Source organism: Geminocystis herdmanii PCC 6308, assembly GCF_000332235.1.
GTDB classification, from domain to species: Bacteria; Cyanobacteriota; Cyanobacteriia; order Cyanobacteriales; family Cyanobacteriaceae; genus Geminocystis; species Geminocystis herdmanii.
The window spans coordinates 210628-234548 of record NZ_CM001775.1 but is presented as its reverse complement, the minus strand read 5'-3'; the positions used below and the strand labels follow the sequence as shown (position 1 = coordinate 234548).

The window sequence follows — 23921 nt, the reverse complement described above, 5'->3', positions numbered from 1 at the left end:
TCCACTCCTGTGTCCATAGCAAAAATTTTTTTTAACAACCCCTACTTATTGTAAAATGTTGTTTCGTTTTGTTCTCTAAAACCAATATTCGATCGAAATTCCTTTGACAAAATAGAAAAATTTTTCATGCTATTGAGAGAAGATTCGGTTAAGATTACCTAAACAGTATTAGTATTGTCCCGTTTAATGGACTTGAGGAGTGAATATCAATGAATTTGCAGAAAGATGCCTTAAAAACTCTCAAAGAAACCAGTCGTACTTTTTATATCCCTATTTCTCGTTTACCTAAAGGTCTGCAAGAAGCCGTTACTTCTGCTTACTTATGTATGAGGGCTATAGATGAAATCGAAGATCATCCCAATATTGACAGTGGTATAAAAGTTCAAATTTTGAAAAATATGAGTTTGGCATTACAATCAGGTCATGAAAATAGCACGATCGAAGATATGGCAAACACTGTGAAAAACTACCAACATTTAATTCCTGAAGTGAGTTATCGATTTGGAGAATGGGCGTTATTAGCACCTCTTAGTATTGCCCCCAGAATTTGGGATGCCACCGCAGCCATGGCGGATAGAATGGCTTATTGGGCGGATAATAACTGGAGAATAAAAACAAAATCCCATTTAGATCAATATACTTTTAGTGTCGCTGGTGCAGTAGGTTTATTATTATCGGATTTATGGGGATGGTATGATAATACTCAAACCAATAGAGAACAAGCCATCGGTTTTGGCAGAGGTTTACAGGCAGTTAATATTCTGCGGAATCATCAAGAAGATAAAATAAGAGGCGTTAGTTTTTTTCCTGAAGGTTGGCAATTAGAAGATATGCACAAATATGCGCGTTATAATCTCAGTTTAGCGGATTCTTATACCAAATCTTTACCCAAAGGACCGGCTTTACAATTTTGTCAGATACCTTTAACCCTTGCTCATGCTACCTTAGAAGTGCTGATTTTAGGAAAACCAAAACTTACCCGTACGGATGTTATGGCTTTGGTTTCTCAAGTTTGCAGTTAAAAATGATCGAATTTTGTGATTATCTCAAATCAGGAGGAAAAGATTGAATCATTGGATACAAGAACGTTTAAAATGTCTTGAAAACGCCTTTAATGAAGAATATTGTCGATCGATAGATCGAGTTAGTCAAGAAGTAGCTCGTCGTTTTCAAGCAGGACACACTCTTTTTATTTGTGGCAATGGTGGTTCAGCCGCAGATGCTCAACACATTGCCGCTGAGTTTGTCGGACGGTTTCAGTTCGATCGACCCGGATTACCAGCCATCGCCCTCGGCACAAATCCTGCTACCCTCACCGCTTGGAGTAATGATCATGAATTTGCCACCATTTTTTCACGTCAAGTAGAATGTTTTGGCAAAACAGGAGATATGTTATGGGTATTGTCCACATCAGGAAAATCCCGTAATGTTATTTATGCCTTAAAAACCGCTAAAGAACAAGGTTTAATTACCATTGGCATGGCGGGTAACGATGGTGGCATAATGGGTGACTTAATTGATTATCCCCTCTTTGTCTCTGAAAAAAATACCCCCTATGTTCAAGAGATACACTTAATATCTTATCATCGTATTTGTGAGCAAGTAGAAATAGAGTTATTTCAAAACAAAAACCCATTTAACTAAGTACTGATGCAAAATATAATCTCCCTGTCTTCGGAGTCTTCCAAGTCTTCCAAGTCATTCATCATCTCATCTATTTGTATGGTTTACTCAGGTTTACTTAGCATTATTTATGTGGATGAAAAATAAAGTTATGGAAATTTCGTCAAAGAAAGTTACCAAAGTTTTACTATACTAAATACCATTAAAGTCTTATTTTTTTTGCAAGGAGTTTGATTGTGGCAAATCACAAAATTTTACTTATTGATGACAGTCTGGTTATTAGAAAAACTGTTAAAGAGATGCTACCACCAGAAAAATTTAAGTTTGACATAGTGGAAGCCAAAGACGGACTTCTAGGCATGGAATTAATCCACAGTTGTAATCCTAATTTGATCATGTTAGATTTTTTTCTACCAAAAATGAGCGGTTGGGAAGTTTACCAAGAAATACAAAAAGATGCTCGATTAAAAGCTATTCCTCTTTTAATGATGTCAGGTAGGAAAGATGAAGTAACTGATAAAATTCCCGAACCTTTTGAATTTTTCTCTTTCTTAGAAAAACCCTTTGATCAAAAACAGTTGATTCACGGTATCCGAGAGTCCATGGAAAAATCCAAGAAATTGGTTAAATTAATGGCTAGTACCCCAACTGATACTCCCACCATGGGAGGAACTTCAGGAGGTATAGAATTGGAACAATTACAAGCAAAAGTAGCTCATTTAGAATCTGAAGTTGCGCAATTGAAAAAACAACTCAATCAGGTTATGTCTTTTGTGAAGAAAAAATTACAATAAAATTTTCAGACAATACCTTTATTTATAGATATAGATAAGGATCGGCAAAAAGAAATAAAGCTACTTTTATACTTTTGGAAAAATTAAATTTTTGATACCTAACTGACGTTAAGCACTGATTAAAAGGGTAATTTTTACTAGGTTAGGTTTCAGGTTTAAAACCCTCAAACATTGATTTATCAGTCAATAAACTCTTGTACAAAAAAATAAGAAAATCAATAGACATCGACCATAATGAAAAATAAAATTAATTTTGATAAACTTTTTATCAATCCAAGTTATGTTTTTAATGATCTCTGATTGACAATCATGATTTTTGGAGAAGTCTATTGTATAAGTTTGAGGCAATAATCGGTTATATTAGAAGTAAATTTTCAAAAGTATTAATATTATTCCAACGATAAACTGAAAAATCTCGAAAATCAGTAGTAAGAATTCTTCTTTCCTTTAATTCTTCAGCTAAAACCACCAAAGAAGCATCGGCATAATCCATCGGCAAATTTTGATATTGACTAATTAGTAATGCCATTCTATGGAAATGTTGAGGATTGAACTCAAAAATTTTAAATGCTTCATCGGCTACATCTTTTAAAAATTGACATTCTTGCTTAATTCCTCCTCCCCTAGTCACAAGTAAATAGCAAGTTTCTGTAATTACTGGATGGGTGGTAATTAAAGATTCACTAAGACTGTATAAAATATTTCGAGCTTTTAAGTGATATTTGTCATTAAGGTTGAATAAAGCTAAAAAAAACCCCGTATCTGCAATAATCATTTATTTTCTAGGGAATGACGGAAAATTTCTTCACACTTTTCCGATAAATTAGCATCCCCTTCAAAACTAGCAATTAAAGGACTTTGTTTGAGTCGTGCGAGGGGATCTTCTTGAGCTTTTATTTGTTTAAAATAAATTTCAATAGCTGTAATGATTGAAGACTCTATATTTTGATTAGTCTTTTCTTGAATATATTGGAGTTTTTCCTGATTTTCTTGGTTGAAATTAATAAAAGTTTCCATGATTCTTTAAATATATAAATATTAGAATAACAAAAATATTATAAGTTAAAAACAAAGAGAGACAAGGAAAGCATGAAGGATTTTTTATTAGTGTATTAGACATCTCCTAACATACGGGCAGGATGCCCGTTCCACAGTGAAACAATCATAATTATTGAAGACTCTTTCTTGTACAAAAAAAAGAAGAAAATCAATAAACATAAGTTTCTTCTCAATTCTTTAACCTAACACTTGAGACGTAAAATTTTACGTCTCGATCGAAATGATTGGAGAGACAATGACTAAGTTTATTCGATCGGCTTAAGATTAGGACAGAATAATTCGGGACGTTGACGAATATTGGGAAAGCCTAGTACGGTAATTAGCATAAAAGTACGAGTACAAGTTAACGCAGTGAACATACTGACGACAACACCAATACCTAAAGTTAAAGCAAAACCCTTGACTAAACCTGAACCTAACCAGAATAAAGCAATACAAGCGATTAAGGTAGTGACGTTACCATCTAAAATACTGCCAAATGCACGATAAAAGCCCGATTCGACCGATCGATAGAGGGTTTTTCCGTCTCTTAATTCTTCCCTTGTCCGTTCAAAAATTAACACGTTGGCATCTACCGCCATACCAATACTCAGGAGAAAACCTGCAATACCGGGTAAAGTTAACGTTACTCCTGCGATCGAAAAACAAGCTAAGTTAAGGATGGCATAGATAATTAAAGATAAATCGGCAATAATCCCCGGTAAACGATAATAAATAGCCATAAAGATTAAAACCAGCACTAAACCAGAAAGTCCTGCAATAATACTTCTACGAATACTATCTTGTCCTAAAGTTGCTCCAACGGTACGATTTTCGACAATTTTCACGGGTAAAGGTAAAGCGCCTCCTTCTAATTGTAGGGCTAATTCTCTAGCTTGTTCGAGGGTATAGCCTCCTCCACCAGAAATCGTTGCTCTACCCCCCATAATTCCTGTACTAGCATATTCAGCACTGACACCGGGAGCGCTAATTAATCTATTATCGAGAAAAATACCTAAAGTACGTCCTGTACCTGCGATACTTTTAGTTAATTCAGCAAATAATTTGCCTCCTTCGTCATTAAATTCGAGGATTACTTCCCAGTCTGTACCCTGTTGAGTCGGTTGATAACCGGCGGTTTTCAGTTTTTCCCCATTTAATTCGCTTTTTGTGTATAACTGTTCTGATAATTCGGCTATTTCAGCTCGTTTTGCCTCAATTTTAGCCTCTTGGGCGGTTAATTCTTCTCCTTGCAATAATTGAGCTTGAAAAACTAACTCTCCTAATTCTTGTTGTCTAATTTGATATTGAGCTTGAATTTCGGGGTTGTCGGTTTCGGTACGAAAATCTAATTGAGCTGTACCCCCTAAGACTCTTTCCGCTTCTTGGGGATCATTTACACCGGGTAACTGTACTAAAATTCGATCGTTTCCCACACTTTGCACCACCGCTTCTGATACCCCTAAACCATTGACTCGATTATCAATAACCGTGCGTACTCCTTCTAGTTTCTCAGTGGTAATTTCTGGCACTTCGGGAGTAGTTTGTAATTGTATGGTTAATTGTGATCCTCCTCGTAAATCTAACCCTAATTGTAAGGGCAAATTTATCAAAGTTACGATCGAAGTGGCAATTAAAACAATGATTAAAATAATAAAAGCTCTTTGTTTTTCCATTAAAATTTATAATAAATAATGATTATTTCTGTGTATATTATCCGTTGCATTGTTAATTATTCATTGTTAATTGTTAATTGTTAATTGTTAATTATTTAGATTTTATTCGTCATGATTTTACGCACAGCATCAACGATTTGCTCCGGTTGTACGATCGTCAATCTTTCTAAAGTACCATTATAAGGAGTAGGAATATCTTGAGAAGATAAACGCACCACAGGCCCATCTAACTCATCAAATAATTGATCATTAATCGATGCCGTTAATTCCGCAGCGATACCTCCCGTTTTCATACACTCTTCCACAATGATCACTTTATGGGTTTTGCGGATAGACTCCCCAATTGTCTCCATATCTAAAGGTTTGAGGGAAATTAAATCAATGATTTCAGGATCATATCCATCTTTTTCGATTTGTTTTAACGCTTGGGTACAATGATGTCTCATCCGAGAATAAGTCAAAATAGTGACATCTTTTCCTTTACGCACTATTTCCGCTTTGTTTAAAGGAACGGTATATTCGTAATCAGGTAGATTTTCTTTGTGGTTATAGAGTAAAACGTGTTCAAAAAATAATACAGGATTATCGTCTCTAATAGCAGATTTTAATAAACCTTTAGCATTATAAGCCGTCGAACAGGCAACAATTTTTAAACCGGGTACAGCTTGAAAATAAGCCTCTAAACGTTGAGAATGTTCAGCCCCCAATTGTCGCCCCACACCTCCGGGTCCTCGAATTACAGTAGGAATTTTATAATTTCCCCCCGAAGTATAACGCATCATTCCTGCATTATTGGCAATTTGATTAAAGGCAAGTAAGAGAAAACCCATATTCATCCCTTCGATAATGGGGCGTAATCCTGCCATGGCGGCACCCACTGCCATTCCTGTAAAGCTATTTTCGGCGATGGGGGTGTCTAATACTCTAAATTCGCCGTATTTTTCATATAAACCTTTAGTTACTTTATATGAACCGCCGTACTGCCCAACGTCTTCTCCTAATACAAAAACTTTGTCATCCCTTGCCATTTCTTCGTCTATGGCTTGACGCAAAGCATTAAACATCAATGTTTCTGCCATTTATTTCCTTTAATATTACTAGCTATAGCAAAAATTATCTTATCATTTTTTTCCCTCAATCCATGAGAGTTTAACTAGGGATGAATAATCGATTATCAAAAGAAGTTTGTAGTGATGGCTTTAGCCATTAGACATCAACCACATTTTCTGGAATAAGGGTTAAACCTGAGTGAATCATAAAATTTTTGGTGCTGTAAAGGTTGCGGAAAGGGTATCGGAAAGGGTTAAAGAATTCACAAAAAATATATCCTAATTGATTTTTTTATCTTCAATTCTTTGATCGAATTATATAATCTTCTGAAAATTACACCTGAAACCTGCAACCTGCAACCTGAAACCTGCCCTTATCAAACATTCTTGCATCGAACTAAGGTGGTTAAGGGTTAAAACCCTTACTACGAACTTATTAAAAATCTTTTGTGGAGGCTTAATTGTCTGCATTTCTTCATATTAATCATGGAAAGGGGTTGAATATGACAGAATAAAAGATAATTGTCAATCTTAAAGGAATTAATTATTTTCCCTTAGATAGAAAATCAGGAGTAAATTTGTGAACACAGCAATATTAGAATCGACTATAAATACTGGTTTCGATCGAGATACATTCAACACCTATGTAATGAACACTTACGGGCGTTTTCCCATTACGATCGAAAAGGGTAAGGGTTGTAAATTATGGGATACCGAAGGAAAAGAATATCTCGACTTTGTCGCAGGTATTGCAACCTGTACTCTTGGTCATGCACATCCTGCCTTAGTAGAAGCCGTAACCAAACAAATTCAGCAGTTACACCATATATCTAACTTTTACTATACAGAACAACAAGGACAGTTAGCAAAATGGATTGTCGAACATTCCTGCGCTGATAAGGTATTTTTCTGTAATTCTGGTGCAGAAGCCAACGAAGCCGCTATAAAATTAGTGCGTAAATATGCCCATACCGTACTAGAATTTTTAGAACAACCTGTGATTCTTACCGCTAAATCGAGTTTTCATGGACGCACATTGGCAACCGTTACGGCGACAGGGCAACCTAAATATCAAAAACATTTTGAGCCTCTCGTTCCGGGTTTCGAGTATGTTCCCTATAATGATATTATCGCCATCGAAGAAGCGATTACGAATATCGATGAGGGCGATCGAAGAGTAGCCGCAATCATGATTGAACCACTACAAGGAGAAGGAGGAGTCATCCCCGGTGATTTAGATTATTTCCTACGGTTACGCAAAATTTGCGATGATACGGGTATTTTATTAGTATTTGATGAAGTACAAACAGGAGTCGGTAGAACGGGTAAAATGTGGGGGCATGAAAATTTGGGAGTTGAGCCGGATATTTTCACCTCAGCCAAAGGTTTAGCAGGTGGTATTCCCATTGGTGCGATGATGTGTAAGGCTTCCTGTGATGTTTTTGAGCCGGGTAATCATGCCAGTACTTTTGGCGGTAATCCTTTCGTTTGTGCAGCGGGTTTAGCGGTTTTACAGACTCTGGAAAAAGATAATATCCTTCAAAATGTTCAAGCTAGAGGAGAACAATTACGCACGAAATTAAGATCGATCGTCTCAAAATATCCTAAAATATTCTCAGAAGTAAGAGGCTGGGGATTAATCGATGGTATTGAAATCGAAAGGGATTTTGATTTAACCTCTGTGGATATTGTCAAAAAAGCTATGGAAAATGGTTTATTATTAGCTCCAGCAGGTCCAAAAGTATTGCGTTTTGTACCACCTCTTATTGTCTCAGCTGAAGAAATCGATCGAGCTAGTGAAATTTTAGAGAGTACGATCGCTTCTTTAGTAATCTAGGGATTTTATTCCCTGATTGTTAATGGTTTTTTTCTAAAACCCAATAAATTTTGCTTATGTTAATCGTTAAAATAATCTTTATAAACTTTTATAAAGGAGGTAATTAAATTTTATGGGAACTCAAGTAATTGATAAACCTACAGAAAAATCAGCAACTAAACGCAAACATGACTCAGGTTACAGAGTATTGTTACACAACGACAGTTTTAATAGTATGGAATATGTAGTGCAAGTATTAATGGAAACTGTCGGCATGAATGAACCTCAAGCCGTTAGCGTCATGATGGAAACCCATACTAACGGTATTGGCTTAGTGACTACCTGTGCTTTAGAACACGCAGAATTTTACTGTGAAACTTTAAAAAGTCACGGTTTAACAAGCACGATCGAACCTGCGGAATAAGATAACATAACTGAACTTACGTTGTAGGGTGGGCAATGCCCACCCTATGATAAAATATAATATGATTTAGTTAAATTTAGCCCCCAGCAACCGCAGGTACAATACTAACTTCATCACCATCGGTTAAAGGAGTTGCCACATTATCTAAAAAGCGAATATCCTCACTATTAACATAGAAATTGAGGAAGCGACGAGGTGCACCTTGTTCGTCACATAAACGAGCTTTAATTCCGGGGCAATTCGCTTCTAAGGCATCAATCAATTCTTGAACATTAGTTGCACTACATTCGATCGAACTTTGAACTTTAATTCAGTTTTTGCACACTATCACTTAAATTTTGTTTTACTTTTGTCATTTCAGTTTTGTATTTAGTAGTTGCACCAGAAATATCTTTATTAAATTGTTTTTTTGCTTCTATAAATGCCTTCTCAAATTTATCTTTAGCAGTATTAATATCAGTTTCTAAATTGGTTGTTAGTCTTTCTACATCAGCTTTTGATTTATCAATTACTGATTGTAAATTTTCAATTTGATTGATTTTTTGTTTTAATTCATTAATTTGATAAAACCAGAAAATATTACTTACGATTAAGACTATTGCTAATACGATCGATAATCCGTTGATGAATAATCCGTTGGAATTGTTATTTGTGGAATAATTCTTTGATGATTTTGATGATGTCGATGATTGTGACTTTTTTTCTAAAATAATCCATTCTCCGCCATAAATTTTACTAGATAATCCACGCCAAGGCTTCAATTCCTCAACAATTTCTTTTGATTTACTGTCAGTAATCAAGATTAATAAACCTTCATTTTTCGGTAAATTATATTGCTCAATTTCTTTACTTAAATCTTGTTTATATTGAGCTAAATTCCCAATTTTATAAGCTAAATTAGATTGTGGTAAAGAAGCTCTTTTTACTTTAGTTTCATCACCAACACTCTTAATTTTTTGATAATCAATCTTAATTTCTGGTGTCTCAGTAATGGCTTTAGCAACTTTGCTTTCTAATTCATCTTTAGCAGTTAAATATTCATAAATAATTGCTCTAATTTTTGCTTCATCATCATTATCAGCAATCCAAATTAAAGAGTTACGAATAGGGCGAGTACGATTATCAGTTCTACCACTTTTTAAAGCAGTTATTGCCAGAATTAATTGCCTTGATTCACGGTATAAAACCAGAGATTCAAATTCAGTATCCACTAATTTTTCCAATTGATTAGGATTAGAAATACTCGGAAATTGTATTTGACTATTTTCAGCATTGAACCATTTATAATCTTTTGACTTGTTACTTGTTTTAACAAAAATATCCATAATAATTATTTTTCTATTTCTATTTAATTAATTGTTAATAAATTTGCACCTTGAAAAATTGTAAAAGCACCATTATTTTTGCAACCATTAGAAAATTCACTCATGGCATTGAGAAAAGTTTTATCTTGATCGAGCATCACAAAAATTAATTCTAGAAAAGACATTTTACGTTTTTGTAGATGAAGTTTTAATAAAAATCTGAGTAGATAACGTAAGGGTTGATCACTATTGTTTGGTGAATAAAATTTATTGGGATCTGGTTTACGAAAATAAAAAATGGGTTCACCATTTTCATCTTCTTCTACCCTAGAAAAATCCACACTGCCTAAAGTTTCCACTGGTGTCATAACTGTTGCAACGTAGGGAACTAAAGCATCACTACGGAAAAAACTGAGCAAGTTGCTATATTTTTCTTGTATTGCCGTGACCAATTGTTGTTCTCCAGTGGTGTCTCGTAAATATTTTTCACATTTAACGGGTGCAAAAATAACTAATTTAGGGGAATCGAGATCGGCAAAACTGCTTTTAAATAAATCATAAATAATTTGAGGTTGATTTAATTCCTCATGCCATTGACTATTATTTTCCATCAACGCTGGGGTATCAATAGCAATAAGAATAGCAACAGAATCACGAATATAGTTTATTACCGCTTCTTTTTTTGTGAAAATATCGCCACCAGAATAGTCTTGAAAAAGTAATTTTATCGAAGCAACTTTTCCTGTTTTGCCCAAGTCGAAATTATATGTTCTCGCTGTTTCCGTTTTATTGATACCTCCTCTAACCTTAATACTATTTTGTTGTGCTGATTCTTTTAATTCTTTTAAGCGTTGATCTAAGATAGTTTTTGTTTCATCATCAGGAGTTAATTGTAAATTAGTTTTCCCAATGATGCGATCGAATTGATCATACATAGCACATAAAAGACTTGTTTTCCCGACTCCAGAATGACCTAACATTGTCACTTTCAGAGTCTGTTTTTTAATTAGGGGTTACAATATTCTTGAAAGCATAATTTTTGTTCCTTAATTAATGATTAGTTATTGGAGTAAAGAAGAATTGATATTTTCTGTTTCTTCTATTAATTGAATCCACTGTTGACGTAAACGGGTATTATCTCCCAAAATTTGAAAGGTATCACTCCAAATGTCCGCTCTGTAAGGTAATAAAAACTTACGCCATTGTCTTTGAGCATCTTTACTTCTCAAAACTAAATCGACAAATTCCTCCACAATGGCAAAAGCCGCTTGACTTGGTATCCGCAAAAAGTTGTTATCTAGGGCATTTTTACATAGATAAATCGTTTCTTTGTATAACTCTTGCAGATTATCTAAAACATCTTGCTCTTTTCCTCCTTTCGGTAATGGACTATTATCCTGTCTTAAATTGTCCAAATTTTCTCGAATATGATATTGAATTAAGCCTCGATAAGATAACTCAAAATTTCCCATAACAGTAAAACCTTCTTTCAAAGTAGTACAGGAATCAGGAATTAAATCTGTTATTTCTTGCAAAAATTTACTACCTTTCTCCATGCTTAAACCTTTCAAATTACACTGATTAGTTAAAACATTAGTAATCTCTGTTTTTAATTCTTCGATCGATTTTTTTAACCCATCATCTAAATTAAGAAAACGACGAGATAAACCTGTTCTTATTTCATTAATATAAGTACCATAAGTACTAGGATAATCACCTTGTATAATGCTATTTTTTCTTTTTCTGATCTGTTCGAGACTAGGGAAAATAGTTTCATCTTTTTGGCACTCTTGAAAAACTTTTTCTACTTGTTCTTTAAAATAATCATCTTGATCATTTCTTTTTTCTCTTAAATCTTCTAATAAATCTGTTAAATCATTAGTAAGATTATCCCAAAAATTATCAAAAAGTTCATCAAATGTTGACTCAGATTCAACACTGTCAACTTTATTTAAAGTCTCTTTTGCTTTCTGCAATTCTCCTTTAATTGTTGACTGTAAATCACCTAATTGATCATAAAATGCAGTGACATATTTTTGATCTAATTGACTGATATTCTGACTTAAATAATCGAGGGTTTTTTCTAAAATTTTCTCGTTGACTTCTTCGGGATTCGCACAATTAACAATAATACAATCACTTACGTTAATGTGTTTTTCTGTCATGGATTGAATTAAATCTTGACAGTTAGCAGAATTATCACCATAATCTGAATTTTTATTAGTTTGATTTAACACCATAAATGACCATGATTTTACGGGTAAATCTTTCAAAGAAGTGTTGACGGCATCGTAAAGTTTAACATCCACATCCTCCCAATAAGCTCCTGAAGCATTAGGCTTTTTGACAAACAAGACAAAATCAATATCCTCGGCTAAGACTTGAATCATTCTTCTTTCATCACCAACCCCAGTATCTCCTAACCCCGGCATATCTACCACAGCAATTTGTCCTACTTCTTTATTAGGAAATTGACAAGTAATTTTGACTTCTTTAACAGCTAAATAGTTAAAATAAATACGCTCTCCGTTGTTGTCATCTTGGGCTACATATTGACGAATTTCATCTTGACGAATATTGCGAGGGGAAGGAGATTTTAAAAGATGACTATATTGGGAAAAATGGACGTGATAACGTTTTAAGTGTTCGTATTTAGCTTGATTTTCAGAGTCGTCTAATCTTAGACTGGGTAAGGGATTATTGGCAAAATCTTGAATGGAAATAGGATTTTGTCCTAAATCTAAGGCTCTATAGTAGGGATAGATAACTTCATAAAGAAAACTGCGTTCTGTATAAAAATATACTTCCCCATAGGTTTCCACATGGGGATTATGGTGAATGGTACTGCGAACACCTGTACAGTGTTGACGATTACCGTCGGGAATTTCTCCAGTTCCTAAACCCGTAATACTTTGTAATAAGCGACTTTTTCCTTGTCTAGCACGTCCCACTACTCCTATATTTAATGTTTGTCTTTGGAAACGACTGGATAGTTTACTAAGTTTTTCTAAGGATTCTTGTATTTTAGTTTTGGAGTCACTGAAATTGATTTCTTGTAATTTACCTAATACTTTATCGTCTTGAGTTTTGGCTTGTAACTGATTACGGTAATCTTCGAGTTTGTGCCAAGTAATCTGTAAGTGATTCAGGTTATCTTCTACGATCGTCAATTTTTGAGCTAGGGGTTGACGCAAAGAGATTATTTCTTTGATTTTTTGACTTTTGTTCATAACCATTATTAATTCATAATCAAATATTATAGAAGACTTTGTCTAATTAATATTTCATTTTTTTTGAATTACTAGCCCAATACTTGTAACTTGCATTAACCTAACTGATTTTGTAGGGAAAGGAGGTTAAGGGATGAAACCAATAGAAGTTACGCACTTATCCCAAAAAATCAAGGGATTGAGATTCAGTGATGTCTAGTTTAGTCATGTCAGCATTTTAACAAAATTGTTTCTAAAAGTTAAATGGGGAAATGATACAGGCTTTTGCTAGGAAGATAGTATTTAGGTTAGTTTATTCTACAAAAAGGCTATAAAAATCTTGATAAGTGACAATTTTCGTTTTCTCAAACTCTTTAATAATTAATAAATCTAAATCTCCTGTAATTAGATAATCTGCATTACTATCTAATGAGGCATATTATTAACAATAAAAAATAAATAAATGAAGGTCAAATGTTTTTACTCATTATAAAATATATTTCTACTATATTTTTGGTAAAGGAAACGCCTCAAAATACTCTACAGAATCGATCGAAACTATATAAATCAAAGGAGACACTCGATTTTTGACAAAATGTATCTAGTAACCTTTGTCTCTAAATTCCCTATAAATCTTGATATTAAAGAGTTTGAAGTGTGTTTTAATACAAATATTTAGGGAGAAGTTAGGCTATAAAGAAATCAAAAAAAAGTGGGGGGGAAATGAGACAGGCAAGATGCCTGTTTTACGAAAATTTGATCAGCCCCCAGCAACCGCAGGTACAATACTTACTTCATCACCATCGGTTAAAGGAGTTGCCACATTATCTAAAAAGCGAATATCCTCACTATTAACATAGAAATTGAGGAAACGACGGGGCGCACCTTGTTCGTCACACAAACGAGCTTTGATACCGGGGCAATTCGCTTCTAAGGCATCAATCAATTCTTGAACATTAGTTGCACTACATTCGATCGTAGCTTGTTCTTTAGTAAATTTTTGTAAAGGAGTGGGAATTAATACTTTAACGGACATATTTTGAGTAATTTTAATAAAGTTAACAAATTTGTAGGGGTTGAATAATATTCAACCCTTGATTACGAAAAACACAGGCAAGATGCCTGTTCTACGATGAATAAATTAGAATTATTGGATAAGTTTATTACACTAAGACTTGTTGCCATTCTAAACGCTCTAAAGTACGAGAGCGTTCTAAAGCACGTTCAAAGCTATCTAATTTAGGTTCGATTAAGAAAGGCTCACTAATATAACCTTGTACAGCTTCTTGAGTTTTCAAGCCATTACCAGTGATATAAACAACGGTAGTTTCTTCAGGATCAATTTTTCCTGCTTCCACTAATTTTTTTAATACGGCAACGGTTGTGCCTCCTGCCGTTTCTGTAAATATACCTTCAGTTTCCGCTAATAATTTGATCCCTTCAATAATTTCCGCATCGGTGACGGATTCGATATTACCGTTAGTTTTACGAGCTAAATCTAAAGCGTACATTCCATCCGCAGGATTACCAATGGCGATCGATTTTGCGATGGTGTTAGGCTTAACAGGGATAACAAAATCTCTACCTTCCTTGAAGGCTTGGGCAATAGGTGAACAACCTTCCGCTTGCGCACCACTGAAACGCACAGGTTTATCATCCACTAAGCCAACCTTAACGAACTCTTGGAAACCTTTATGAATTTTGGTAAATAAAGAACCAGAGGCTAAAGGTGCAACAATATGATCAGGTAACTTCCACCCTAATTGTTCAGCCACTTCAAAACCTAAAGTTTTAGAACCTTCAGAGTAGTAAGGACGTAAGTTGATATTAACAAAACCCCAACCATAGGTATTACCAACTTCACAACAAAGGCGGTTAACTTGGTCATAGTTACCTTTAACAGCCATTACCGTAGGATTATAGATCAATGTGCCTAAAACTTTTCCTGCTTCTAAATCCGAAGGAATAAAAACACAACAGTCTAAACCTGCATGGGCGGCGATCGCAGCAGTGGAGTTAGCCAAATTACCGGTACTAGCACAGGAAACGGTAGTAAAACCTAACTCTCTAGCACGGGTTAAAGCAACAGAAACAACTCTATCCTTAAAACTAAGGGTAGGCATATTAACAGCATCATTTTTAATATAAAGATTTTTCAGACCCAAACGACGAGCCAAACGATTTGATTTCACAAGGGGAGTCATCCCAGTACCCACATCGATGGGATTTTCACTTTCAACGGGCAAAAAGGCTTTATAGCGCCAGATAGAATTAGGCCCATTAGCGATACTTTCACGGCTTACTTGAGCTTTGATAGCATCGTAATCGTAGGCTACTTCTAAGGGTGCAAAGGTTTCTTCGCAAATATGGATTGCTTTAAGGGGATATTCTGTATTTCCCTCTTTAGAAACTAATTTGGTGAAGGTAGGTTTAAATTTAGGGGTGTTAGTGACGGGACGATCGAGTGCTTGGGTCATTTTATCTTCTCCTGTGTGATCGATAATGATGAATCTGAAAATAATCTTTAAATGATTGCTTTTTCAAACTATAACAGTTATTTAATTAGTTGGCAAATATACCCGACTAAAATAGTCGGGATTTTAAGCTCAAATTGTTTTGTATTTTCATCTTTGAGAGAGAATAGGAACAACAGTAAAAAAGGTACTCTCACCATGAAAGAATATGACTTAGTGATTATCGGAGGCGGTTCAGGTGGTTTGGTTGTAGCTAGTGCGGCATCACAATTAAAAGCCAAAGTTGCCTTAGTAGAAAAGCATCGTTTAGGGGGAGATTGCTTATGGTATGGATGTGTACCAAGTAAATCCTTGATTCATGCTAGTAGAATGGCTTATCAAGTACAAAATAGCGGTAATTTTGGGGTTTATAGTCAGGATGTGGAGATTAAATTTGATCAAGTAATTCGTCATGTTGATAATGTAATTAGCACGATCGAACCTCACGATTCTCCCGAAAGATTTAGGGGGTTAGGAGTTGAAGTTATTTTTGGAGATGGTAAATTTATCAATAAAAATACTTTTGAAGTTGATGGGAGACAATTACAAGCTCGTAATTTTGTGATTTCTACGGGTTCAAGTCCTAAAATTCCTGATATTGAAGGGTTAAAGGAAGTGGGTTTTATTACCAATGAACAGGTTTTTTCTTTAAGGGAATTACCAAAATCTATGGTTATTATGGGAGGAGGCGCCATCGCCTGTGAGTTAGGACAAGCATTAAGAAGATTAGGCTCGAAAATAACTATTATAGCCAGTAGAAGTCAACTTTTAGCTAAAGAAGACCCAGAAGCCTCAAAAATCATCGAAAATCAGTTTCAAGAAGAAGGGATAAGAATAATTAAGTCGGCTAAAGCGGAAAAAGTGGAATTAATTGATGGTAAAAAAGTTGTTTTTGTGCTAGGTGAAAAGTTAATTGCTGAAGAAATTTTAGTTTGTGTTGGACGTACTCCGAACATCAAATCTTTAGATTTAGAAAAGGCAAATGTTGACTATAATCAACAGGGAATTAAGGTTAATGAAAAACTGCAAACTACCAATAAAAAAATCTATGGTTGCGGTGATGTGATTGGCGGTTATCAATTTACCCATGTCGCAGGATATGAAGCGACGATCGTACTGCAAAATGCTCTTTTTTTCCCTAGCAAAAAAGCTGATTATCGAGTCATTCCCTATGGCATTTTTACTTCCCCTGAATTAGCTAGAGTTGGCTTATTAGAAAGTCAAGCTAGGAATATTTATGGAGATAATATCATAGTTTTAAAACAAGAAATTCAAGGGATCGATCGAAATCAAACAGAAGGAAAAATAACAGGATTTGCAAAAATTATTACTACTTTAAAAGGGGATATTTTAGGGGCAACAATCATTGGAGAATCCGCAGGAGAATTAATCAATGAAATTATATTAGCAATGAAAAATAATCTCAAAGTAAGTAGTTTAACTGGTATTCATATTTACCCAACTTTAAGCGAAATTAATAGTAAAACAGCATTACTTTTTACTAAACAAAATTATGCTAAAAATTTAACTTTACAAAACTTATTAAATAATTTTTTTAGTTTTCGCCGTTGGTTAGAGTAGCCTATTTCTATCTCAAAAAATTAGCATTTTTACTTTAATTTTATTTAAAACAATTTTGTATAACTTTATCTATACAAAGTCTCAAAACCTTGATTTTTCACTTTTTAACCAAAAACCAAAAACCCGCCCTTTCAAAACAGGAAGTTTGGGATTGCCTACCTACGGATATTTTTTGGTTGAGTGCTTTTCATTCTCCGTTAAATTCTGTGAGTATTTTTGGTTGTAAATTTTAACGGGGCATTCAATCGACATTTAAGGTAAAATGATTGTCTAATTTATCATTGCTTACCTAATACCTAATCAATATTAATCGTTTTGAAATTACCACCAAAAACAAGCTACTTATTACCCTATCTTCGTCAAGAAAGACAAACTATCATTATCGCCTTTATCTTTACCATCGGTTTTACTATCTTTTGGCCTATCTTAGCATGGGCATCAGGTTCGATGACAGAATATGTTGGCACTGGTGATACAAATTCTATTATCCCTTTTGCCGGAGTTATCGCCGTTGTCTTTTTGCTTAGAGGTGTAGCACAATACGGGCAAGATACTTTTATGGCAAAAGCAGCTCTTAATATTACTCTGGATTTACGCCGATTAGTTTATAGTCATTTACAAAAGTTGAGTTTAAATTATTTTGAAGTAACAAAAACTGGTGATTTAGCTTATCGATTAACGGAAGATGTCGATCGAATTGGAGAGGTTATTAATAAATTTTTTCAGCAATTTATTCCTAGTATTTTACAGTTAATTGTACTATTAGGCTATATGATTTTTGTAAATTGGCAATTAACTATTGCTACTTTTATAGTTGCTCCTTTGATGGCAGGTTTAGTAACTTGGTTTGGGGATAAGCTATTAAATTTGACAAGAAAAAGCCAAGCAAGGGTATCAAATTTATCAGCATTGATTACGGAAGTTTTTTCGGGTATTAGATTAGTTCAAGCCTTTACTGCTGAAGAATATGAGATCGATCGATTTGTCATCGAAGCAGAAAATAATCGTAAAAGTAAATTTGCCGCCGAAAAAATTAAAGCCCTTCAGTTTGTAGTAGTGGGATTTTTAGAGGCAATGAGCATCATTTTTTTATTATTTTTAGGTGCTTGGCAAATCTCTTTAGATAACATCACCGGTGCTGATTTTGTTAGGTATATTGTGGCGGTAGTTTTGTTAATTGATCCTATTAGTATTACGACGAATAATTATAATGAATTTAAACAAGGTCAAGCATCGATCGAGCGCGTTTATGAGTTGTTAGAAATACAACCTTTAATCACTGAAAAAACCGACGCAATCGAGTTATTAAATGTTAATGGATTAGTAGAATATCGAGATGTTAATTTTGGTTATGACAGCGATAAATTAGTCCTCAAAAATATTAATTTGACGGCGAAAAAGGGGGAAGTAATTGCCTTAGTTGGTTCATCAGGAGCGGGTAAAAGTACCCTAGTTAACCTCTTACTACGTTTTTATGATGTTTTGTCTGGAGAAATTTTAATTGATAATATTAATATTAAAAATCCAACTGTAAAAAGTCTTAGACAACAAATTGCTATCGTACCTCAAGATACTAACATTTTTTCAGGCACGATCGCCGAAAATATTGCTTTTGGTTGTAAAAATTTTGATATTCAAGCAGTAGAAAAAGCAGGAAAAATTGCTAACGCCCATCAATTTATTAGTACCTTAACCCAAGGATATTATACCTATGTGGGAGAAAGGGGAGTTAGTCTTTCAGGAGGACAACGGCAACGGATTGCGATCGCACGGGCAATCTTTTCCAATCCGCAAATATTGATACTAGATGAAGCTACATCCGCCCTAGACTCAGAATCAGAAGCCTTAGTACAAGAAGCCCTAGAGCGCATTATGGAACAGCGTACAGTGTTTGTAATTGCTCACCGTTTAGCCACCGTCAGAAAAGCGACAAGAATATTAGTACTAGAACAAGGAGAAATTATCGAATCTGGCACTCACGAGGAATTGTTAGCAAAACAAGGAAAATATGCCCGTTTTCACGCTCAACAATTAAATGATTAACCGATTTTTTAACTAGAGTCAAATACATCGATTAAGTGGTTTTCTTATTTTCAGATGGATAACAAAAAATACTCAAGTAATAAATAATCAATACTTTTTTTTGTGTTAATGTTTATCGTTAGGTAAATTTACAATTTGTAACCAACCACTAAAAATTTAAACATCCATCTATGAAACTTTTAAAAACAAGTATATCAGTATTATTTGCTACGGTGACATTTGTCTCCCTTCCCCGAATTATTTTTGCTCAGACACCGGTTATAGAATCGACTAATGTTAATGTCATAGATGTCGAAACACCCATTGTCAATAGAGCAATTACTAAAAGTGAAGTATTAGCCGCTCAAAAGGCTTGGGGGGAAGCATTGGTAGCTATTGCGACAACCTACGACAATAATGGTATCGAAGCGGCTTCATCATTGGCTGGAAGAGTAATTGACGAAGCCTATGGCTATCAATTTGGCATTGTACTTTTTAACCCTACACTTACTGTTCGTCCTCAAACTTTTCGTACTACTCGTGCCGGAGCTTTAGCGTACTTTGTCGGTAATGATCCAGAATTTCCCAATGATCAAGGTTTTGCATTGGGCGGTTGGCGTAAAGTGGAGATTAAAAACGCCGGTATTTTTATTTCTGGTAACACGGCGACTACCATGGGGAATGTGACTCTTACGGATAAAGATGGTAATATTACCACAGTGGACAAGACTTGGCAGTTTTTTAAGGATGATAACGGTAAATTGAGAATTATTGTGCATCATTCCTCACTACCTTTTACAGAAAAATAGGAGATAGAAGAAAAGATTTTTTCTTAGTTTGTAGGGGTTAAATATGATTCAACTCCTACTGGTTTTTAATTCTTATTCTCTCAATTTTGAAGATGTCTATTCCTTAAGCACTTAAAGCTACAGGAGTAAGGTGATAAATTTGAGCTAGTTGAGTTGCTGTTTTTAAGTCTTTATTTTCAAGGGCAAGACGTAGGTTATCGAGTTTTTGTGCTTCCTCAAGGGATAGATAAGGAGACCAATCATCATCGGTATATGTAACAATGATGTTAATTTCTGCTAGATATTCACCCTGACGAATAATTTTTGTTTGAGTTTTCGTTTTCATAATTTTCGGGTTTGATAGTCATTTTCCCAACGCTCAAAAGTGGGACGATATGCCGTAATTAACACTGCTGGAGAATCAGCATTTTTCGGAATACCCCATACCGTATGAATTGCTTTATTTTGATTATCTTGTTGTAACAACAAAATACAAGCTCCTTTGGGATAGTCAGGATAGTCTTCGATAATTTTAGCTCGATCGATATTCTTGATAATATCTTGTACAAAAATGTTATCGTTTGCTAGTTCATCATAGCCATGAGCAGATATTTTGATTTCTTTATTTTTAATTAATTTTAATATCTTACTAAATGTTTCACTCATCTCTACTGAATATTTTGATTAATTCCTAATTCCAAACTTTTATCTCGTTGTCTCCCCTAATTATAAAGCGAGGGAATAATATTATTATCCGAAGGACGATGTAAGATTTCCGTTTGAGGTACACCAATTTTAATTCCGGCTAAATCAAAGGCTTCTTTGACGCGCCAACGATATTCTCTACCCACATCCCATTGTTGTATCGGTTTTGTTCTAATTAATACCCTAATCATGATACCTTCATAGTTAATTCGATCGAGCCCTAAAACTTCCGCAGGGGATAACATCTTTTCTCGCCATTGAGGATCATCGTACATCTGTTCACCAATATATTTTAAAATGGTGACGACTCCTTTTAAGTCAGTATCCCAAGTTACCTCCACCGTAAAGTTAACCCTAGACCAATCTTTTGTCATGTTAATCACCGTTAAAATTCTACCATTGGGAATGACCGTTAAGTTACCATCTAAATCCCTTAAGGAAGTAGTATAAAGGTTCATTTTTTCCACTAAACCCCCCAGATTATTAATATTTACCACATCTCCCACCGCATATCGATCGGTAACAAAAATTAAGATACCATTAAGCATATCTTCCAACAAATTACGGGATAAGAAAGCAAATACTACGGCGATCGCACCTGCCCCTGTCAAGACACTGGCATTGATACCGATAAAAGATAAATAGATAAAAATACCTAAAGCGGTAAAAACCACAGTGGTAGCACCTCGAAGGGCGGGAGAGTAAGTATTAATCCTTAGTGTTGGGCGATTAGAATCAGGATGTAACTCTTGCTGTTCTTTTGCCCATTCATTCAAAGCATAATCCACCCAAAAATCCACAAACTTATCACAAAAAACCATCAATATCCAAATCACAGGAAATAGCAAGGCTTGGAGAAAGAAAAGATTAAACAAAAAACGAGTTTCTCGATAGGTAAATGCGATCGAGCCGATAGTAAACAGTAAGATAGTAACTTGACTTAAAAAAGAAAGACTCATGATCAATTCAACAATATTAATACGCTGTCGAATAATGTTTTGTTTCTTTCTGATACTTTTAGGCAACAATTTTGCCGATAACCACACCCCATCCTGAATTAACTTGCGACTGCCATCAATACCCCTAGAAAGAATATTTTGAAAACCGTTACCATTATCTTCCTCTACAACTTTAGATTCTTTTTGATGTTGAGATTTTTTATCATTGTAAGAAATAGAACTATCAGTAGCGATCGCTTCTGCATCTATAATTAAACTATGTTCTAACTCCTTCAATTCTAAAAGAAGACTTTTTCTGTGTCTAAAAATCAACTTTTGGAAAATTCTGATGATAAAAATTAAAACCAATGCAACAATAACCGTCATCACAGACACTTGTAACCGCAAAAAAGGCAATTGCCTATCCATTTCTAAACCCCAAATAGCTTCACTAAGGGAATCTCTCACTTTGATACGCCATTGTTGAGCTAAATCTTGAACATCCGTATTATTTGCCCTAGCATCAACCCCCGTAACCGTGAGGATAGTTTGTTGAGTTAATCCTAATTCTGGTTTACCAGCGATAAAAATTACATTTTGATTATTTTCATAGCCCACATCCACAATAGGAGTTAAGGGATGGATAGGTTTTTCTTTCGTCAATATCCAAAACTTTAAATTCTTTACCTCTATTTGTCCTAGCTGATCAGATGTACTAATATTCTCAAAAATTTGTCGAAAAACATATTGTACTAATCTTGCCCGTTGCTCAATTTCAAAAGAGACATCTCGAATGGGGCGATTATCTCTAGCAGAAGCAAGGGTAATTAAATCCTTATACCATCGTCTATTACCATGAAAAAATACATCGCTACAGACAAATCTACCACAGTTTCTAGCTCGGTTTAAATCCCAAGTGGGAGTTTCAGGTAACTGAGTTGTCGGACTTTCCAAATTAGGCAAAAAAGGTAATACTGCCAATACTTGAGGGCTAAAACCCACACAAAAAAGCAAACTCACCAAGAAGATTAGGCAATATTGACTAATTTTACGAATCATCATTCTAAAATCTCTATAGGTTCAAGTGATATAGTAACAGATGTTCGCAGAGACAGGGGATTAGGGAGTTAAGGAGTTAGGGAGTTAGGAAGACTCCGAAGACAGGGAGACAGGAAGACAGGGAGACAGGAAGACAGGAAGACAGGAAGACAGGCAGACGGGGAGATAATTAATTCTTCATTCTTAATTCTTAATTCTTAATTCTTCTACTATTTGAGCCAAAATTTTAGCACTATCTACTAAGGCTAAATTTCCAGCTTTTTCTCCCATATTTGCTAATTTGTCAGAATTATTTAATAAATCTAACACAGTTTCTGTTAATAAATCTGGGGTTAATTGTTCTTGCCTGAAAAGTAATGAAGCCTCACCACTGACAAATTCTTGTCCATTATAAAATTGATGATCTTCGGCGGCAAATGGATAGGGTATTAAAATAGAAGGAGTTTTGGTAATGGCTAACTCTGTTAATGCACCTGCACCCGATCGACTTATGGCTATATCTGCTCTTTGTAGTAACCCCGCCATGGCATCATAAAAAGGCATTTCTAAATATCGATCGTGCTTAAACGTACCAATTTCATCGTCCTGATTTCCCGTTAAATGGACAATATAAACACCCTGTTCTAATAAACGAGGGGTCGATCGTCTCACTAATTTATTCAGCCCTACAGCCCCTTGAGAGCCTCCCATAGCCACAATTAAAGGGACATCATCAGGTATGGGTAAATCTAAGGATTGGGGTGATAAAAATTCGTCCCTTACAGGAGTGCTTACCCATTGAGTTTTTGCCTTCGGTAAATATCGACTTGTGCCAGTAAAACCAATGCCCACAAGATTACACCAACCCCCTAACAATTTTGTGACTTTACCCGGTATATAGTTTGATTCATGTAAAATAACAGGAATTTTGGCTAGTTTTGCCCCAATAATGGCAGGGGCAGCAATATATCCTCCTGTGGTAAATACGATGTCAATCTTTTTTGACTTAATCAATTGATAGGTTTTGGCGATCGCCTTAATCATCTTCAACATTACAACAATAGTTTTAACCCCGAAACTGGTTTGAAAACCATCAATATCTACCGTTAAAAGAGGGTAAGATTTAGGCACTAAAGAAGTTTCGAGACGATGAGGCACTCCCAACCAACAGATATTATAATCAGGTAATTGTTGAGCTACAGCTAAAGCAGGAAATAAATGTCCACCAGTGCCACTAGCGGCGATTAATAAGTTAGGATTTTTAACAGACACAGAATTTAGAGTAAAAGATTAGGCTCGATCGATAATTTAAAAATTATTGACGAGTATTTTAGCAGATTTTCATTTCATTATTGTCATGATGAACATTCTCCATTCTCCATTCTCCATTCTCCATTCTCCAT

22 protein-coding genes are annotated in these 23921 nt (G+C 34.9%); 8 read left to right on the top strand and 14 right to left on the bottom strand.

The features are described from left to right. Positions 1 to 209 precede the first annotated feature (209 nt). The 3 genes from SYN6308_RS01265 to SYN6308_RS01255 all read left to right on the top strand — a co-directional run bounded on the left by SYN6308_RS01265 (position 210) and on the right by SYN6308_RS01255 (position 2417). A complete protein-coding gene (locus SYN6308_RS01265) occupies positions 210 to 1022 on the top strand; it encodes a squalene/phytoene synthase family protein (RefSeq protein WP_017292614.1) in 813 nt (270 codons plus the stop codon). A 43-nt stretch (positions 1023 to 1065) separates the two neighbouring features. Further along, a complete protein-coding gene (locus SYN6308_RS01260) occupies positions 1066 to 1644 on the top strand; it encodes a D-sedoheptulose-7-phosphate isomerase (RefSeq protein ID WP_017292613.1) in 579 nt (192 codons plus the stop codon). A 215-nt stretch (positions 1645 to 1859) separates the two neighbouring features. Continuing rightward, a complete protein-coding gene (locus SYN6308_RS01255; protein WP_017292612.1) occupies positions 1860 to 2417 on the top strand; it encodes a response regulator in 558 nt (185 codons plus the stop codon). A 355-nt stretch (positions 2418 to 2772) separates the two neighbouring features. On the opposite strand, the gene SYN6308_RS01250 is transcribed toward SYN6308_RS01255, so the two are convergent. From SYN6308_RS01250 to SYN6308_RS01235, 4 genes are all read right to left on the bottom strand, one after another. Continuing rightward, complete coding sequence (locus tag SYN6308_RS01250) at positions 2773 to 3192, bottom strand: type II toxin-antitoxin system VapC family toxin (protein ID WP_017292611.1); 420 nt, start codon at positions 3190 to 3192, stop codon at positions 2773 to 2775. Next, entirely contained in the window at positions 3189 to 3434 is a 246-nt protein-coding gene (locus tag SYN6308_RS01245; protein ID WP_017292610.1) for a hypothetical protein, read from the bottom strand. Before SYN6308_RS01245 ends, SYN6308_RS01250 begins: the two co-directional genes overlap by 4 nt. 287 nt (positions 3435 to 3721) lie before the next feature. Further along, positions 3722 to 5131, bottom strand: coding sequence for a protein translocase subunit SecD (secD, locus tag SYN6308_RS01240; RefSeq protein ID WP_017292609.1), 1410 nt, complete (start codon positions 5129 to 5131; stop codon positions 3722 to 3724). A 95-nt stretch (positions 5132 to 5226) separates the two neighbouring features. After that, positions 5227 to 6210, bottom strand: coding sequence for an alpha-ketoacid dehydrogenase subunit beta (locus tag SYN6308_RS01235; RefSeq protein ID WP_017292608.1), 984 nt, complete (start codon positions 6208 to 6210; stop codon positions 5227 to 5229). A gap of 550 nt (positions 6211 to 6760) precedes the next feature. On the opposite strand from SYN6308_RS01235, the gene SYN6308_RS01230 reads away from it, so the two are divergent. After that, entirely contained in the window at positions 6761 to 8017 is a 1257-nt protein-coding gene (locus SYN6308_RS01230; protein WP_026101850.1) for an aspartate aminotransferase family protein, read from the top strand. 112 nt (positions 8018 to 8129) lie between these two features. After that, the gene (clpS, locus tag SYN6308_RS01225; protein WP_017292606.1) at positions 8130 to 8420 is read left to right on the top strand and encodes an ATP-dependent Clp protease adapter ClpS; all 291 of its coding nucleotides are present in this window, start codon (positions 8130 to 8132) and stop codon (positions 8418 to 8420) included. Positions 8421 to 8496: 76 nt separating this feature from the next. On the opposite strand, the gene SYN6308_RS21390 is transcribed toward clpS, so the two are convergent. From SYN6308_RS21390 to thrC, 6 genes are all read right to left on the bottom strand, one after another. Then, on the bottom strand, positions 8497 to 8730 hold the full coding sequence (locus SYN6308_RS21390) for a MoaD/ThiS family protein (RefSeq protein ID WP_052312581.1): 234 nt from the start codon (positions 8728 to 8730) through the stop codon (positions 8497 to 8499). Beyond that, positions 8726 to 9745, bottom strand: coding sequence for a hypothetical protein (locus SYN6308_RS01215; RefSeq protein WP_017292604.1), 1020 nt, complete (start codon positions 9743 to 9745; stop codon positions 8726 to 8728). Before SYN6308_RS01215 ends, SYN6308_RS21390 begins: the two co-directional genes overlap by 5 nt. A gap of 23 nt (positions 9746 to 9768) precedes the next feature. Next, entirely contained in the window at positions 9769 to 10704 is a 936-nt protein-coding gene (locus tag SYN6308_RS01210; RefSeq protein ID WP_017292603.1) for a TRAFAC clade GTPase domain-containing protein, read from the bottom strand. An 81-nt stretch (positions 10705 to 10785) separates the two neighbouring features. Further along, positions 10786 to 12954: a hypothetical protein gene (locus SYN6308_RS01205; RefSeq protein ID WP_144051367.1), complete on the bottom strand. Its 2169-nt coding sequence runs from the start codon at positions 12952 to 12954 to the stop codon at positions 10786 to 10788. Positions 12955 to 13693: 739 nt separating this feature from the next. Further along, complete coding sequence (locus SYN6308_RS01200; protein WP_017292601.1) at positions 13694 to 13969, bottom strand: MoaD/ThiS family protein; 276 nt, start codon at positions 13967 to 13969, stop codon at positions 13694 to 13696. A gap of 127 nt (positions 13970 to 14096) precedes the next feature. Then, positions 14097 to 15410 carry a threonine synthase gene (gene thrC, locus SYN6308_RS01195; RefSeq protein ID WP_017292600.1) on the bottom strand — a complete coding sequence of 438 codons (1314 nt, stop codon included), beginning with the start codon at positions 15408 to 15410 and terminating at the stop codon, positions 14097 to 14099. Positions 15411 to 15605: 195 nt separating this feature from the next. On the opposite strand from thrC, the gene SYN6308_RS01190 reads away from it, so the two are divergent. The 3 genes from SYN6308_RS01190 to SYN6308_RS01180 all read left to right on the top strand — a co-directional run bounded on the left by SYN6308_RS01190 (position 15606) and on the right by SYN6308_RS01180 (position 19858). Then, positions 15606 to 17027, top strand: a complete 1422-nt coding sequence (locus tag SYN6308_RS01190) for a dihydrolipoyl dehydrogenase family protein (protein ID WP_026101849.1) — start codon at positions 15606 to 15608, stop codon at positions 17025 to 17027. 315 nt (positions 17028 to 17342) lie between these two features. Continuing rightward, on the top strand, positions 17343 to 19070 hold the full coding sequence (locus SYN6308_RS01185; protein WP_017292598.1) for an ABC transporter ATP-binding protein: 1728 nt from the start codon (positions 17343 to 17345) through the stop codon (positions 19068 to 19070). Positions 19071 to 19240: 170 nt separating this feature from the next. Beyond that, on the top strand, positions 19241 to 19858 hold the full coding sequence (locus SYN6308_RS01180) for a metal-independent carbonic anhydrase (protein WP_017292597.1): 618 nt from the start codon (positions 19241 to 19243) through the stop codon (positions 19856 to 19858). Positions 19859 to 19961: 103 nt separating this feature from the next. Here SYN6308_RS01180 and SYN6308_RS01175 read toward each other — a convergent pair whose 3' ends face one another. The 4 genes from SYN6308_RS01175 to murG form a co-directional block, all read right to left on the bottom strand. Beyond that, complete coding sequence (locus SYN6308_RS01175; RefSeq protein WP_017292596.1) at positions 19962 to 20183, bottom strand: hypothetical protein; 222 nt, start codon at positions 20181 to 20183, stop codon at positions 19962 to 19964. Continuing rightward, entirely contained in the window at positions 20180 to 20503 is a 324-nt protein-coding gene (locus SYN6308_RS01170) for a DUF4258 domain-containing protein (RefSeq protein ID WP_017292595.1), read from the bottom strand. Before SYN6308_RS01170 ends, SYN6308_RS01175 begins: the two co-directional genes overlap by 4 nt. Positions 20504 to 20559: 56 nt before the next feature. Continuing rightward, entirely contained in the window at positions 20560 to 22542 is a 1983-nt protein-coding gene (locus SYN6308_RS01165; RefSeq protein WP_017292594.1) for a mechanosensitive ion channel family protein, read from the bottom strand. A gap of 180 nt (positions 22543 to 22722) precedes the next feature. Beyond that, on the bottom strand, positions 22723 to 23790 hold the full coding sequence (murG, locus tag SYN6308_RS01160; protein WP_017292593.1) for an undecaprenyldiphospho-muramoylpentapeptide beta-N-acetylglucosaminyltransferase: 1068 nt from the start codon (positions 23788 to 23790) through the stop codon (positions 22723 to 22725). Between the last annotated feature and the right edge of the window lie 131 nt (positions 23791 to 23921).